At 72.0% G+C, this 14,148-nt stretch carries 13 protein-coding genes; 7 read left to right on the top strand and 6 right to left on the bottom strand.

Annotated elements, in window-relative coordinates:
- Positions 1-265 precede the first annotated feature (265 nt).
- Positions 266-1,423: an alpha/beta hydrolase gene (locus tag ACFZB9_RS35320; RefSeq protein ID WP_391454047.1), complete on the top strand. Its 1,158-nt coding sequence runs from the start codon at positions 266-268 to the stop codon at positions 1,421-1,423.
- Between the two features lie 71 nt (positions 1,424-1,494).
- Here ACFZB9_RS35320 and ACFZB9_RS35315 read toward each other — a convergent pair whose 3' ends face one another.
- From ACFZB9_RS35315 to ACFZB9_RS35305, 3 genes are read right to left on the bottom strand one after another with little or no spacing between them, the layout of a single operon-like run.
- On the bottom strand, positions 1,495-2,577 hold the full coding sequence (locus ACFZB9_RS35315) for a threonine aldolase family protein (RefSeq protein ID WP_391454045.1): 1,083 nt from the start codon (positions 2,575-2,577) through the stop codon (positions 1,495-1,497).
- A complete protein-coding gene (locus ACFZB9_RS35310) occupies positions 2,574-3,317 on the bottom strand; it encodes an SDR family NAD(P)-dependent oxidoreductase (RefSeq protein ID WP_391454043.1) in 744 nt (247 codons plus the stop codon). The genes ACFZB9_RS35315 and ACFZB9_RS35310 overlap by 4 nt, the downstream gene beginning before the upstream one ends.
- Complete coding sequence (locus ACFZB9_RS35305) at positions 3,314-4,711, bottom strand: DUF6421 family protein (RefSeq protein ID WP_391454041.1); 1,398 nt, start codon at positions 4,709-4,711, stop codon at positions 3,314-3,316. Before ACFZB9_RS35305 ends, ACFZB9_RS35310 begins: the two co-directional genes overlap by 4 nt.
- A 513-nt stretch (positions 4,712-5,224) precedes the next feature.
- Here ACFZB9_RS35305 and ACFZB9_RS35300 point away from each other — a divergent pair.
- Together ACFZB9_RS35300 and ACFZB9_RS35295 are read left to right on the top strand one after the other, a co-directional pair.
- Entirely contained in the window at positions 5,225-5,812 is a 588-nt protein-coding gene (locus tag ACFZB9_RS35300) for a DUF5134 domain-containing protein (RefSeq protein WP_391454039.1), read from the top strand.
- A 186-nt stretch (positions 5,813-5,998) separates the two neighbouring features.
- Positions 5,999-6,961 carry a M56 family metallopeptidase gene (locus ACFZB9_RS35295; RefSeq protein ID WP_391454037.1) on the top strand — a complete coding sequence of 321 codons (963 nt, stop codon included), beginning with the start codon at positions 5,999-6,001 and terminating at the stop codon, positions 6,959-6,961.
- 22 nt (positions 6,962-6,983) lie between these two features.
- Here ACFZB9_RS35295 and ACFZB9_RS35290 read toward each other — a convergent pair whose 3' ends face one another.
- Positions 6,984-7,391 carry a MarR family transcriptional regulator gene (locus tag ACFZB9_RS35290; protein WP_391454035.1) on the bottom strand — a complete coding sequence of 136 codons (408 nt, stop codon included), beginning with the start codon at positions 7,389-7,391 and terminating at the stop codon, positions 6,984-6,986.
- Between the two features lie 87 nt (positions 7,392-7,478).
- On the opposite strand from ACFZB9_RS35290, the gene ACFZB9_RS35285 reads away from it, so the two are divergent.
- On the top strand, positions 7,479-9,017 hold the full coding sequence (locus ACFZB9_RS35285) for an MFS transporter (RefSeq protein ID WP_391454033.1): 1,539 nt from the start codon (positions 7,479-7,481) through the stop codon (positions 9,015-9,017).
- A 244-nt stretch (positions 9,018-9,261) separates the two neighbouring features.
- A complete protein-coding gene (locus ACFZB9_RS35280; protein ID WP_391454031.1) occupies positions 9,262-9,936 on the top strand; it encodes a TetR/AcrR family transcriptional regulator in 675 nt (224 codons plus the stop codon).
- A 24-nt stretch (positions 9,937-9,960) separates the two neighbouring features.
- Here the strand turns inward: ACFZB9_RS35280 and ACFZB9_RS35275 are convergent, their stop codons facing one another.
- Entirely contained in the window at positions 9,961-10,827 is an 867-nt protein-coding gene (locus ACFZB9_RS35275) for a helix-turn-helix domain-containing protein (protein WP_391454030.1), read from the bottom strand.
- 383 nt (positions 10,828-11,210) lie between these two features.
- Here ACFZB9_RS35275 and ACFZB9_RS35270 point away from each other — a divergent pair, with 383 nt between their 5' ends.
- Positions 11,211-11,819: an ATP-binding protein gene (locus tag ACFZB9_RS35270; protein ID WP_391454028.1), complete on the top strand. Its 609-nt coding sequence runs from the start codon at positions 11,211-11,213 to the stop codon at positions 11,817-11,819.
- 281 nt (positions 11,820-12,100) lie between these two features.
- Here the strand turns inward: ACFZB9_RS35270 and ACFZB9_RS35265 are convergent, their stop codons facing one another.
- Entirely contained in the window at positions 12,101-12,337 is a 237-nt protein-coding gene (locus ACFZB9_RS35265; protein WP_391454027.1) for a DUF397 domain-containing protein, read from the bottom strand.
- A 516-nt stretch (positions 12,338-12,853) separates the two neighbouring features.
- Between ACFZB9_RS35265 and ACFZB9_RS35260 the strand changes: the two genes are divergently transcribed.
- Entirely contained in the window at positions 12,854-13,840 is a 987-nt protein-coding gene (locus tag ACFZB9_RS35260) for a hypothetical protein (protein ID WP_391454025.1), read from the top strand.
- The last annotated feature ends 308 nt before the right edge of the window (positions 13,841-14,148 follow it).

Raw genomic sequence — 14,148 nt, 5'->3', positions numbered from 1 at the left:
TCTGGCGTTGACTTTTGGCACGCTGTTGAGTTCTCAAGGAACGGACGCTTCCTTTGCAGCCACTTCCGTGGCCCCTCCGGGCGCTTCGTTCTTTCGTGTTTCGAGCTTATCAGATCAGTTTCACTCCGATTTACCGAAGTTCATCTTCCCGACTTCACTCTGTCGCCCCTCTCGGCGCGACTCCGGAACTGTACGGGCAGCGGCCCGCCACAGGCAAATCGCGTCGTCCGGCATTCTGGGGGCCGACCTGAGGGAGGGAATGGCCATGGACATGGTCAAGCGATTGAGTGCGGCGCTGGGTGCCGAAACGGTCCCCGTCGACGGGCCGGCCGCGGGCAGGCAGGCCGACCATCAGCGACTCGTCCTGCCGGATGGGTCTGCGCCGCTGGTGGTCGACGTGGTGACGGATTCGGCGGCCGCCCCGCCGCACGGCGTGATCGTCCTGCTCCCCGGCGGCGGTCTCAACGTCCGCGCGAGCTACTGCACCGCCCGGGACGGCGGCGGTCTGGCCCGCTTCCTCGCCGCACGCAGCTACCTCGTCCTCGGCATCACGCCCCGCGAGGACGCGCTGACCGCGGGGACCACCGGCCCGCACTGTGCCGAGTGGGGCCTTGCCGCCCACCGCCGCGACGTCCAGCAGGTGCTCACCGCCGTGGAGGCGCTCGGTCTCCCCTACGACCTGCTCGGGCACTCGGCCGGCGCCGCCCTGGCGCTGGACACGGCGGCCCAGCCCGGCACCCACGTACGACGCGTCCTCGTCCTCGACACCACCGGGCCCTACGACCTGGCCGCCGAGCCCGAGCTCGCCACCCGCGCCGCCGCGCTCACCGAGGCCCTCCAGGAGCAGCTCGCCGCAGGCCACTGGACCGTCGACCCCGGTCTCAAGGCCCTGTTCGCCCGCGCCGCCGCCGACCCGTGGGGCGACAGCCCGCTCCCGCGCCCGGATCACCCCGGCACGGTCTTCGGCAACCTCGCCCTGCTGCACTACGCACTGACCCGCACCCACCTGCTGCCGGGACCGGCGAACTGGATCTACCACCGCGGCCACAGCAGCGGCAGCTTCGAATTCGGCCGCACCCCGGCGCAGGACAGCTTCACCCTGGACCGCACGCCACTGGCCGTCTGGTCCGAGGCCGTCGGCCGGCTCGGCAGCGGGGTCCAGCCGACGGCGCTGCTGCGGGACCTCGCCGCGCTGTGGGGCGGGCGCGAGGAGGTGTACCGGATCGACTGGGCGGCGATCGGCGCCGAGGTGGTGTGGATCAACACCGAACTGGGACGGGGCGATCACGACCTCGGCGCACGGCTGATCCGCGCGGGCGGGGCGCGGGTCGACTACCGGGTGGTCCCGGGCTACGGGCACGCGGACGTGCTCTGGGCACCCGCCGCCGAGCGGGACGTCTGGCCGCTGCTGCTGGAGCGCTGAGACGCGAGTGGCCGGCCGGGACAGTGTCCCGGCCGGCCACAGGCAGGCGTCGAGCAGTGCGGGGAAGGGCTTCAGACGCCCCGGCCCAGCTCCTCCGCTATCGCCGCCGCGAAGGCGTCGATGTCCGCCTCGGTGGTGTCGAAGGCGGTCATCCAGCGCACCTCGCCGGTCTGCTCGTCCCAGAAGTAGAAGCGGTAACGCTTCTGCAGCCGCTCGCTGACCTCCCGCGGCAGGATCGCGAAGACGGCGTTGGCCTGCACCGGGCGGACCAGCGTGACGCCGTCGATCGCACCGACCGCCGTGGCCAGCCGCTGGGCCATCGCGTTGGCGTGCCCGGCATTGCGCAACCAGAGGTCGCCGGTGAGCAGCGCCTCGAACTGCACCGAGACGAAGCGCATCTTCGAGGCGAGCTGCATCGACATCTTGCGCAGGTACTTGAGGTTCCGGACCTTCTCCGGGTTGAGCACCACCACGGCCTCGCCGAGCAGCAGGCCGTTCTTGGTGCCGCCGAAGGAGAGCACGTCCACCCCGGCGTCGGTGGTGAACTCGCGGAAGGGCCGGCCCAGCGAGGCGGCGGCGTTGGCCAGCCGGGAGCCGTCCATGTGGACGAGCATGCCGCGCTCGTGCGCGTGCTCGCAGATCGCCCGGACCTCCTCGGCGGTGTACAGGGTGCCGAGCTCGGTGCTCTGGGTGATGGAGACCGCGAGCGGGGACGCCCGGTGCTCGTCGTCCCAGCCGTAGGCCTGCCGGTCGATCAGCTCGGGGGTGAGCTTGCCGTCCGGGGTGGGGACGAGGTGCAGCTTGATCCCGGCCATCTTCTCCGGGGCGCCGCACTCGTCGACGTTGATGTGCGCGCTCTCGGCGGCGATCACCGCGCCCCAGCGCGGCAGCAGCGCCTGGAGCGCGACCACGTTGGCGCCGGTGCCGTTGAAGACCGGGTAGGCCTCGGCACGCTCGCCGAAGTGCTTCTTGAAGACCGTCTGCAGGTGCTCGGTGTACTGGTCCTCGCCGTACGCGATCTGGTGGCCGCCGTTGGCGACCGCCAGCGCGGCCAGGATCTCCGGGTGGACGCCGGCGTAGTTGTCGCTGGCGAACCCGCGCACGGCGGGGTCGTGGCGGCGCACGGCGTCGGTACCGGAGGGGGTGGTGCTCATCGGGCTGTCAGCCACAGGTGCTGTCCGTTCAGTTCTGCTGCGGGGCGGGCCCAGAGGTCCGCGAGGTTGTCGGCCAGGTCGGCGGTGTCGGTGAAGCCGGTGAACTTCGCCTCCGGCTTCTCGGCCCGCATCTCGGGGCTGAGCAGGGCCTTGATCACCAGGATGACAGCAGCGGCGGTCGGCACGCCGTCCTCGGCGGTGGTCTCCTTCAGGAAGGAGTGCGCCATCGCGAGCGTCCAGGCCTCACTGGCGGCCTTGGCGGCCGCGTAGGCGGCGCCGCCGCCGGTGGGCTTGTGCGCGGCGGATGCCGAGACGATCGCGTACCGGCCGGCCTCGCTGCGCAGCAGGGCGGGCTGGAAGGCGAGCGAGGTGTGCTGGAGGGTGCGGACCACCGTGTCGTGCAGGAAGTCCCAGTCGTCGAGCCGGGTGTCGCGGAAGGTCTTGCTGCCGCGCCAGCCGCCGACCAGGTGGAGCAGGCCGTCGACGTGCCCGTGCTCGGCCTCCAGGTGGTCGGCCCAGTCGTGCACCTCCTGCGGGTCGAGCAGGTCGATGACCTGGCCGCTGATCCGCGCGGTGGGCACGGCGGTGCGCACGCCGGCGATCGCGGCGTCGAGGCGCTGCTGGTCGATGTCCGCGCCGATCACCACGGCGCCGCCGGCCGCCAGCCGGCGCATGGTCGCCTGGCCGGCCGGGCCGCTGGCACCGGCGACCGCGATCACCTTGTCCTGGAGCGCGCTCACGCGGCCACCTCCGTCAGGCCGGCACCGGTGATGCCGGTGGTGGCGGCGATCACGCCGCTGAGCTTCTTCGACAGGGCTTCGTAGAACATGCTGAGCGGGAACTCGTCGGGGTGGACGGCGTCGCACAGCGCCTTGTTGAGCGCCTTGCCGTCCAGGTCCAGCGGGAGCGCCTCGGAGCCCCTGGCCCAGGTGGAGGCCGGGTGCGGGGTCAGGTAGCGGGAGACCAGCTCGTAGGCGGCGATCCAGTGAGCGGTCTTGGGGCGGTCGATGCCGGCCCGGTAGAGCGCCTCGATCTCGCCGCAGAGGGCGTTGGTGACCTCGGCGACCCGGTCCCAGTCGATGCTCAGCCGGTTGTCGCGCCAGCGCAGCGCGTCGTGCTTGTGCAGGTAGGCGAAGAGCAGCTGGCCGCCCATGCCGTCGTAGTTGCGGACCCGGCCGCCGGTGACCGGGAAGCGGAACATCCGGTCGAAGAGGATCGCGTACTGGACGTCGCGGCCCTGCGGGTAGCCCTCGGCCTCCAGGCGGACGGCCTCCTTGAAGGCGGTCAGGTCGCAGCGCAGCTCCTCCAGCCCGTACATCCAGAACGGGCTGCGCTGCTTGATCATGAAGGGGTCGAACGGCAGGTCGCCGTGGCTGTGGGTGCGGTCGTGCACCAGGTCCCACAGGACGAAGGTCTGCTGGGACCGGGCCTGGTCGGCGATCAGCTCGGAAGCGTCGGCGGGGATCTCCAGGCCGAGCAGCCGCACGGCCGAGGTGGAGACGGCGCGGAAGCGGGCGGCCTCGCGGTCGCAGAAGATGCCGCCCCAGGTGAACCGCTCGGGGGCCTGGCGGACGGCCACGGTCTCCGGGAAGAGGACCGCGGAGTTGGTGTCGTACCCCGCCGTGAAGTCGACGAAGGTGATCGGCACGAACATCGGGTTGTCGAAGCGGGTGCGCTCCAGCTCGGCCAGCCAGTCGGGCCAGACCACCTGGAGGAGGACGGCCTCCAGGTTGCGGTCCGGGTTGCCGTTCTGCGTGTACATCGGGAACACGACGAGGTGCTCCAGGCCGTCCTGGCGCTCGGCGGCGGGCTGGAAGGCCAGCAGCGAGTCCAGGAAGTCGGGCTCGCGGTAGCCGGTGTCGGCCCACTTGCGCAGGTCGGCCTGGACGGCCTCCAGGTAGGCGGCGTCGTGCGGGAAGAGCGGCGCCAGCTCCGCGATCGCGTCGAGCACGGTGGACAGCAGCGGGTCGACGGTCTGCCGCTGGACCGTGGCCAGGTCGATCGAGCCGTCCTTGGACTGCAGCGGGCGCAGCTCCTCGACGGTCTGCTTCAGCCGCTGCCAGGCGGGGTGGTCGGAGTGGGGCGCCACCGGAAGGTCGGCCGCCACCGCGAGCTTCGACGAGAGATTCTGCATCGGGGACCTGCTTCGACAGAAGTTATTGAATCAAGGACACGATAAGGACGAAAGGTTCTCCTGTTCAAGGGGGGTTCGATGAGAGAATCTCCACGTGATGGGGCAGATGCCCGATTTCCTTCCGGTGACGGGCCGCTGAACACCCTGGCCGGGCGGCCGGGTTGACCGCCCGGACCAGGGCATCCAACCGGAACGACTCTCTCCGCTTCTGTGACGCAATCGCCAGCGCACAGGTCCAGTCGGCCGTGCCGACCGCCCGGGCCCCGCCTGCCCGTCCCTGCCGACTCCTCCCCGTCCACCCGCCCCGGCCTCCTCGTCCCCGGCGTGCGGCTTCGTCCACTGCCACCAGCGCACCTCAATGCGCCCCTGTACGCGCCCTGCTGTGGGCCCGTGGCCGTGGGTGATCGTGGTCGGTACCCCCCGCTCCGCTGCTACCCGCCCGTCCCCGACGAGCACGGCAGCGGGTGTCCGAAGCGGATCGGGGTGGCCCACGGCGGGGACGGAGGGGGACCCATGGACGGACCCGCTGTGCTCAGCTGGCTGCTGGCGCTGCTGACCGCCGGCACCGGCGGGATCTGTCTGCTCCGGCTGCGCCGCACCACCGGCGCCGCACCGGACCGCGGGCGCGGGTCGGACGCGATGGAGGCCGCGATGGGCCTGGGCACCGCCGCGATGATCGCCCTCGGCGACCGGCTGCCGGCCGCGCTCTGGGTGGTGCTCTTCGGCCTGCTCTGCGCGGGCTCGCTCGGCGCGGCGGCGGGCCGCGGGGCCGGCGGACGACGGGCGCACCGGCTGCACCACGCGGTCGGGGCGGCGGCGATGGCCTACATGGCTCTGGCGATGGGCGGCGCACCCCAGCAGCACGCGGGGATGGCGATGCCGATGGGCCGCCCCGCGGTCACCGGGCTGCTACTGGTCTACTTCGGCTGCTACGCCCTCTGGTCGGGCAGCCGACTGCTGACGGTGCCGGGCCACCCGGGTTCCCCCGGCGCCCCCGGCACCCTGGGCACCTCGGTGCTCGGGGACCGCGGCGGCCCGCTCCCCCAGGCCTGCCGGCTCGCCATGGGTGTGGGCATGTTCGCGATGCTGCTGGTGCTCTGACGGCCGGCCCGGCACGCGCCCGCGTGGGGCCGCGTGCGGGAACCCGACGGCGTTGCCGGGCGTTCACCGGTACGCCCGCGTGGCGTTGGTCACTGCCGGGGGACGGTGGGGTTCCACGCCGTCCGCCGACCGCCTAGATTGAGCCGCAGTGTCCGGTCACACCTTCATCTGGGGGGACCCACTGCCATGACGGCCCTGCTCGGCCTGCTGCTGCTCGGCGTGCTGCTCGCCACCGCCGGGCCACTCCTGCTGACCCGGGCCGGCTGGGCGGAGCGCGAACCGGTGCTCGCGCTGCTGGTGTGGCAGTGCCTGGTGGTCGCCGTACTGCTCTGCTGCCTGCTGAGTCTGCTGCTGGCCGTCTCGGCCGCGCTGCCCGAGGTGCGCACCCTGCTCTTCGCCGGGGCGCCGCACGGCGTGGAGGCGGCCTACGGGCTGGGCGACGCCGAGGGCTGGGGCCGGTTCTGCGCGGCGCTGCTGGCGCTCGGCGGGCTGCGGACCGCGCTCTCGCTGACCCGGGAGATCCGCGCGGCGCGCGCCGAGCGCGACCACCGGCACGCCGAACTGGCGACCCGGTCACCCGAGTTGCCGGCCGCCGCGGGAGACCTGCCGGCCCGCCGCGAGCGCCTGGTGGTGCTGGAGAACGTCCAGCCGCAGGCCTGGTCGCTGCCCGGGCCGCAGTCCCGGCTGGTGGTCACCACCGGCGCGCTGAGCCGGCTGACCGACCGGGAGCTGGCCGCGGTGCTGAGTCACGAGCGCGGCCATGTCCGGGCCCGCCACCACTGGCTGGCCCAGTGCGCACAGGCGCTCGCGGCGGGCTTCCCCGGGGTCGGGGTGTTCCGCGCGTTCCGGGACCAGGTGGGCGAGTTGGTGGAACTGGCCGCGGACGACCGGGCCGCCCGCCGGCACGGCCGGCTGACCACCGCGCACGCGATGGTCGAGATCAACGCGGGGCGCGGCGTCTTCGCGGCCTGCCCCGGCGGCCTGGTCCCGGGCCACCTGGCCCAGGCGCCGCGCCGGGTGGACCGCCTGCTGGCCGGTGCGCCGCGGCTGCCCGTGCACAGCCGGCTGCGGCTGACCGCGGCCGCCCTCGCGGCGCCGGCGAGCGTGCTGCTGCTGGCGGTGCTGCCGGGCCTCAGCGCCCTGCACTGAGGGCCGGCGTTCGACCCAGGACTCAGCCGCAGCCGGGTTGCCGACGGTTGATCAGCATGCGCTCCAGCACCTCGCGGTGCAGCGGCCGGGCCGCCTCGTAGCGCTCCTGACCCAGCGGCGCGAGCCGCACGTAGATGCCGCGGCGGTCCAGGTCGCACATGGTCCGCTCGACCAGGCCGGCCTTCTCCAGGCGGCCGATGAGCCGGGAGAGCGCGCTCTGGCTCAGGTGGACCTTCTCCGCCAGCTCCTGCACCCGCAGGTTGTCGGCGGCCTCGGCCAGGCGCTCCAGCACCTCGAAGTCGCTCATGCAGAGCCCGAATTGATCGCCCAGCTCACGATCCAGGGCGCAGGCCGTCGCCGCGTGGCGGGCCAGCAGCTCACGCCACTCGGAGACCAGGGCGGCCGTCTCGGCCGGGTCTTGTACTGACACCCCCGCATGGTACCACATGCATAGTCACTATATGAGTTCACATTATATTTACTTGCATTGAATGCATGCGCATGTACTGTTTGGGCCATGACCTCCGCACCCCACCACGTGCCAACAAGCAGCACACTCACGACTTCTGACAGCCCGTCCGACCAACTGCACTGGAGCCCCCGGCTCTGGGGCGCCCTGATCGTGCTCTGTGCAGCCCTCTTCCTGGACGCCCTGGACGTCTCGATGGTCGGCGTCGCCCTGCCCTCCATCGGCTCCAGCCTCAAGCTCTCCACGTCGGCGCTGCAGTGGGTGGTCTCCGGCTATGTGCTGGGCTACGGCGGTCTGTTGCTGCTCGGCGGCCGGGCGGCGGACCTGCTGGGCCGCCGGCGCGTCTTCCTGATCGCGCTCGCGGTCTTCGCCGCCGCCTCGCTGCTGGGCGGCGTGGTCAGCGACGGCGGGCTGCTGATCGCCGCCCGCTTCCTGAAGGGCGCCAGCGCCGCGTTCACCGCACCCGCGGCACTGTCGATCATCACCACCACCTTCCCCGAGGGCCCGGCCCGCAACAAGGCGCTGTCGATCTTCACCACCTGCGGCGCCAGCGGCTACTCGCTCGGCCTGGTGATCAGCGGTCTGCTCACCTCGGTGGGCTGGCGCTGGACCTTCCTGATGCCCGTCCCGGTCGCGCTGATCGCGCTGGTCTTCGCGCTGCGGCTGCTGCCCAAGCACCCGCACGAGCGGACCGAGGGCGGCTACGACGTGGCCGGCGCGATCACCGGCACCGCCTCGCTGCTGCTGCTGGTCTTCACCGTCACCGAGGCCCAGGCGGCCGGCTGGGCGAGCCTGCGCACCATCGGCTCGCTGGTCGCGGTGGTCGTGCTCGGCGCGGCCTTCCTGCTGATCGAGCAGCGCACCGCGCATCCGCTGGTGCGGCTGGGCATCTTCCGCAACGGCAGCGTCGCCCGGGCCAACGTGGCGGCCTTCGTGCTGATGGGCTCCTACGCGGGCTTCCAGTTCATCGTGGCGCTCTACCTGCAGCGGCTGCTCGGCTGGTCGGCCCTGGAGATGGGCTTCGCGCTGCTGCCGGCCGGCGCGCTGGTCGCCCTCTCCTCCGCCAGGATGGGCGCCATCGTGGACCGCTACGGCACCGGCCGGCTGCTGCCGCTCGGCAGCCTGGCGATGGTGCTCGGCTACGCGCTCTTCCTGCGCCTGGACACCCACAGCACCTTCGCCGCCCTGGTGCTGCCGAGCATGGTGCTGCTGGGCATCGGCTTCGCGCTCTTCTACCCCTCCGCCAACATCGCCGCCACCAACGGCGTGGCCGACGAGGAGCAGGGACTGGCCTCGGGCCTGGTCAACACCGCCATGCAGATCGGCAATGCGCTGGTGCTGGCGGTCACCACCGCCGTGCTCACCGCGGGCAGCCACGGCGGGACCGGCCCGCAGGCCCAACTGAACGGCTACCGCCCGGGATTGCTGCTGGTCACCGGGGTCGCGCTGATCGCGCTGGTGGTCACCGCGAGCGGTGCGGTACTGGACCGCCGACGCGCCGTCACCGCGCACGCCGTGCCGGACTACGATTACGGCCGGGTCAACGCCGGGGCGGGCGCCGACAAGGCACTGGCCGAGAAGGTCTGAACGCAAGGCGCGAACGTGCAGAGGCTGCCGACCGGTACCAACCGGTCGGCAGCCCGCTGACAACCACCGTGCGGCGAGCCCTCGCCGCACGGTGGTGCCGGTCTCACCAGTCCCCCGTTCTGGTGAGACCGGCACCTGGTTCTCCGTACCCCGGCCGACGTCCGCCTTCGCCTCGGACGTATGCCTGGGCCGCTCCCGGCCACGTATATTGACCGAGAGCCAACCAAAGTACGGAGCTGACACGATGGCACCTCGCGGGGAATCGGTCAACGAGGAGATGCGGCTGCGCTCCCGGCAACGCCTGATGCGGGCCACCGTGGAACTGGTCGACCAGCGCGGATACGCCGCCACCACGCTCGCCGACATCGCCGAGCGGGCCGGGCTCGCCCGCGGCCTGGTGTCGTATTACTTCGACGGCAAACGACTGCTGATGCAGTCGGCCACCCACCGCCTGATGCACCTGGAACTGACCGCCGCACTGGGGGCGCTGGCGCCCGAGGCCTCCGCGCAGCACCGGCTGGCCACGGCGATCGACGCGGTGCTCCACCTCGCGCTGAACCACCCGCGGGTGATGCGCTCGCACCTGGCGCTGATCCTCGACCCGGACGTCGGCGGCTTCGTGCAGGACCCCGAACAGCAGCAGCTGGGCGCCATCCTGCGCGAGGTGCTCATGGACTGGGGCGCGGGCGATCCGATCGCCGAACACGCGGTCCTGCGCAGCGCGTTGATGGGCGGCTGCATCGGCGTGCTGCTGCCCGACGCGCAGACCCCGCTGCCACCGATCCGGGCCGACCTGTTCGCCCGCTACTCGCTCGACTGGGAGCTGGGGTGCCCACCGCAGCCCGAGGCACCCGCGCGGCCGCACTGGCAGCCACAGGAGGCCCCGGAGCGGGCCCCGGGGGGAATCACCGCGCGGTAGCGCCCCGGTGGGGCCCGGCGGGGCTCAGTTCTCGGCGAGGATCGAGGCGAGCAGCTCGACCGTCTTCTCGGGGGTGAGGCTGTCCACGCACAGCCTCTCCATCACCTGCACGTAGGCGTCGACGTCGTCGCGCTTGTCCAGGTAGAGCGCACTGGTCAGCTGCTCCAGGTAGACCACGTCGGCCAGGTCCTGTTCAGGGAAGCGCAGGATGCTGAACGCACCGCTCTCGCCGGCGTGCGCGCCGAACCGGAACGGCATCACCTGGATCACCACGTTGGGCTGCTCGGCGACGTCGATCAGGTACTGCAGCTGGCCGCGCATCACCTTGGGCCCGCCAACCGGACGGCGCAGCGCCGCCTCGTCGATCACGGCCCACAGGCGCGGGCCCTGACCCTCCGTCAGCAGCTTCTGGCGGCGCAGCCGCAGGCCCACCAGACGCTCGATCTCGTCGTCGCTGAGCACCGGGCGGCTCTGCCCGAAGACGGCCCTGGCGTACTCCTCGGACTGCAGCAGGCCGGGGATGAACTGCACCTCGTAGGTGCGGATGAGCGAGGCGGCCTCCTCCAGGCCCACGTAGGTCTGGAACCAGCCCGGCAGCACATCGCTGAAACTGTGCCACCAGCCGGACTTGTTGGCCTCGCGGACCAGGCCGAGCAGCGACTCGCGCTCCTCGCCGTCGGTCACCCCGTACAGGCTCAGCAGATCGGCGACGTCGCGCTCCTTGAAGCTGACCCGACCCAGCTCCATGCGACTGATCTTGGACTCGGAAGCGCGGATGGCATAGCCCGCGTCCTCGCGCGTGATGTTGCGACTCTCGCGCAGTCGGCGCAGCTGGGAGCCCAGGAGGATCCGGCGCACCATGGATCCGCCGCCTGGCTGCACTGTGGTCATGCCGTGGGAACCTCCGCGTCGGGAAAACAGCGCACAGTCTGCCATCACTTGGCCGCTCACAGTGCCTGTAGTGGCAGAAGGATCTATCAATTTTGCATCGGCACGTCCATCAGCACGTCCATCGGCACGTTCCGCTGCACGTGCATCCGGTGTCTGCATATGCCAATAGTGCGACTGCACGTGAATCGACTCTTGCATCTGCCGTGAGCGCAGAGCACGATGGTGCACGTGCAGTTGCACGCCCCTGGACAATCCCCGCGGGCTTCGTTGTCGACCGTGCACGCCGGGTCGGGACGAGGACGAAGCGGCCGAGCGAGTCGGAGGTGACCGGCATGACCCCGCCGGGTCCAGCCGTGTCCGCCCCCTTATGGGAGGAGCTCTTCATGGGCACCGGTGCGGCCCTGGCCGTCGATCCTGACGTCGTGACGTGTACTCTCGCTCCCCGCTATGACGCGGTGAAGACCGCCCGCGACTTCACCAGAACCACCCTGCAGCGCTGGGGACTCGGTGACCTCTTCGACGATGTGGCCCTGGTGGCCTCGGAGTTGGTGACCAACGCCCTGCGGCACGCGATCGGCCAGCTCGCCGCGGCGAGCCTGCCGGGAGCCACCGGCTGTCCGGGCGGCCGTGCCGCGATCCCGGCCCAGCCGTGCGCCGCCCGCTCCGCCGAGGGACACCCGGCCGAGGGACGGCTGCCGATCCGGATCAGCCTGGTCCACCGAGGCTCCCAACTGGTCTGCGCGGTCAGCGATCCGAGCAGCGCCGGCCCGGTCACCCGGGAGGCGGACTTCGTCGCCGAGTCGGGGCGCGGGCTGCACCTGGTCGACTCCTTCAGCCACTCCTGGGGCTGGCACCCGCTGGCCTCCGGGGCCGGCAAGGTGGTCTGGGCGGTATTCCAGGCCGACGGACCGTCAGTCGACCTGTCCGACGCGCTCGCTGACTCCATATCAGGCTCCGCCGCGACGGCCGGACGCCACCGCCGCTCCGCCTGAAGCCCCGCACGTCGAAGCCCTGCAAGCCCGAAACCCCGCAAGCCCGAAACCCCGCGAGGCGCGCCGGCCGGCCGCCCCGGGTCCGAACCGGCCCGGGCTCACGCCCGCCCGGGGCGCGGCCCACGGAGACGGGCACCACACCGGCTCCCCCTCGGCACGCTCCCCGGCCGCACGCCACCAGCAGTGCGCCAACTCCCGAGCCGCGCAACGCCGAACGCCGTCGCGGCCCCTGCTCCCACGACGGCGTGAACCAGCCTGCCCGACCCGGCCCGGTCGGCCGGTCAGGCCACCAGGTAGTCGAACTCCCCGTCCTTGACGCCCAGCAGCATCGCCGCTATCTCGTCACGGGTGTAGATGAGCGCCGGGCCGTCCGGGAAGCGCGAGTTGCGCATCGCGACCGCGCCGTCCGGAAGGGCGGCGAACTCCACGCAGTTCCCCTTGGAGTTGCTGTGCTGACTCTTCTGCCAGACCACGCCATCGAGGTCCGCAGCAGCCATGCCGTTGTACGTGTGGTGCATAGAAATCTCCCAAGAGCCTGGAGTGCTCGTACTGCTCGGCGCCCAACCGCTCCGGCCGCCGGCCGCCTCCGGCTCGTACGGGCAGGGCAGATGCCTTACTACTCGTAATGATAACGCTAATGCACGTGCATCGGCATGTGATTTTGCGCGTGCAGCTGCCTGTACAAGAGGTGACCAAACCGCCTCCCGGCGGTCTCATCAGGTACCCCTATTCGGACATTTGACAGCAAATCAGCAGACTGTCCGTGACCCCGTGTTTGAAGGACGGCCGGAGAGGCTGACCGGTTCGACCATTGACACGCGGTTCGGTTGATCAACTTCGCAGCCAATTCCTCACACTCCGTCACACTGACCGGATTGGGCTGGCGATTTGTCAGCGGTTGCCCGAAATATCCGGCTACCGACCAGGCCCACGGGCCGCCGGGCGGCAGCTGATATTCCGGTGGATATGCGACAGACGTGCGGTAACGGCAGCCGAATGCCGGATGCCCCGGCGCATGTCCTACGATCTCCGCCATGAGCACTGCAGCCATCCCGGGCGCGCCACTACCCGTCCGCACGCCAGGCTCCCGCGCGCGGGGGCGCCATCGTCGACCCGAACGGCCAGAGCTGCCGGTCGGCGCCCCGGCCCTCGTGCTCGCCGTCCCGGCCGAGCCGACGCCGCAGGCGGTCGCGGTGGTGGACGAACTGCTCTCGATTCTCCGCGGTGAGCAGCCCGGGATCCTGGCAGCGGCCGGCTGGCTGCCCGCCGCACCCTCACCGGCGCACGACGCCGCACAGGCCCAAGCGGTCGACGCCGACGCCGCAGCGCAGGCCGCCGAGCAGGCGGACCGGGCGACCGCGGCCCCGACGGTGCAGCAGGTCGACACGGTCGAGAGCCTGATCGCCGGCGCACTGGCGGCCGGGATGCCCGCCCCGGTGCTGGTGCCGCTGCTGCCCGGCCCGCACGGCTACCTGACGGAGCTGCACGGCCTGGCCGCGCGCACCGGCGCCCCGGTGACCGACGTGCTCGGCCCCCACCCGCTGCTCGCCGAGGCCGTGCACGTGCGCCTCTCCGAGGCCGGTCTGGCCCGCGCCGACCGCGCCCGCCTGTTCGCCATCGCCACCGCCGCGGACGGCGTGGTGCTGACCACGGCCGGTGGCGAGGACGCCGCGGCGGCGGCCGGGATCACCGGCGTGCTGCTCGCCGCCCGCCTGGCGGTGCCCGTGGTGGCCGCGGCCCTGGACGTGCCCGGCGCGGTGGCCGGTGCCGTCGACCACCTGCGGGCCACCGGCTCCCAGCGCCCGGCGCTGGCTCCGCTGGTGATCGGCCCCGAGGTCGCCGAGGACCTGCTGCTCGCGGCGAGCGAGGAGACCGGCTGCCCGAGCGCGGCCGTGCTCGGCGCCTACCCGACCCTCGGTCAGCTGATCGCCTCGGCCTACCTGGCCGCACTGCCGGAGCCGGTGGCCGAGCCGCTGCCGACCGAGGAGCCGCCCGCCGAGGAGCCCGCCGCCGGCGAGTGACCCACTGACCAACGCGGCCGTGCCGGCCCCGGACAGGCCGATGGCCCCGTTCCCAGCCCTGGGAGCGGGGCCATCGGCCTGTCCGGGGCCCTGTTCATCGGTGGGTCGGCGACGGGTCAGTGGCGCACATGTGGCGGTTTGGTGACGGTCCAGTGTCCAAGCGGGAGTGGGCAAGCGGACCCGTCGAGCCGACCGGTCGGTCGGGGCTGCGAGCTGACGCGATGACAGAAGGGGTAAAACGGACATTCGGTCGATGTCGACCGGTGCGCCACACAGGGCCTTTCGTCTCACCGACGACCGGTCAGGGC

The organism is Kitasatospora sp. NPDC008050 (genome assembly GCF_042957465.1).
In the GTDB taxonomy this organism is placed as follows: Bacteria; Actinomycetota; Actinomycetes; order Streptomycetales; family Streptomycetaceae; genus Kitasatospora.
This window is presented reverse-complemented; position numbering and strand designations above follow the sequence as displayed.

Excerpts from the sequence above, each read along its gene's own strand:
- ACFZB9_RS35320 (WP_391454047.1), top strand. The coding sequence starts at position 266 with ATGGACATGGTCAAGCGATTGAGTGCGGCGCTGGGTGCCGAAACGGTC.
- ACFZB9_RS35315 (WP_391454045.1), bottom strand. The coding sequence starts at position 2,577 with ATGAGCACCACCCCCTCCGGTACCGACGCCGTGCGCCGCCACGACCCC.
- ACFZB9_RS35305 (WP_391454041.1), bottom strand. The coding sequence starts at position 4,711 with ATGCAGAATCTCTCGTCGAAGCTCGCGGTGGCGGCCGACCTTCCGGTG.
- ACFZB9_RS35300 (WP_391454039.1), top strand. The coding sequence starts at position 5,225 with ATGGACGGACCCGCTGTGCTCAGCTGGCTGCTGGCGCTGCTGACCGCC.
- ACFZB9_RS35295 (WP_391454037.1), top strand. The coding sequence starts at position 5,999 with ATGACGGCCCTGCTCGGCCTGCTGCTGCTCGGCGTGCTGCTCGCCACC.
- ACFZB9_RS35285 (WP_391454033.1), top strand. The coding sequence starts at position 7,479 with ATGACCTCCGCACCCCACCACGTGCCAACAAGCAGCACACTCACGACT.
- ACFZB9_RS35280 (WP_391454031.1), top strand. The coding sequence starts at position 9,262 with ATGGCACCTCGCGGGGAATCGGTCAACGAGGAGATGCGGCTGCGCTCC.
- ACFZB9_RS35275 (WP_391454030.1), bottom strand. The coding sequence starts at position 10,827 with ATGACCACAGTGCAGCCAGGCGGCGGATCCATGGTGCGCCGGATCCTC.
- ACFZB9_RS35270 (WP_391454028.1), top strand. The coding sequence starts at position 11,211 with ATGGGCACCGGTGCGGCCCTGGCCGTCGATCCTGACGTCGTGACGTGT.
- ACFZB9_RS35265 (WP_391454027.1), bottom strand. The coding sequence starts at position 12,337 with ATGCACCACACGTACAACGGCATGGCTGCTGCGGACCTCGATGGCGTG.
- ACFZB9_RS35260 (WP_391454025.1), top strand. The coding sequence starts at position 12,854 with ATGAGCACTGCAGCCATCCCGGGCGCGCCACTACCCGTCCGCACGCCA.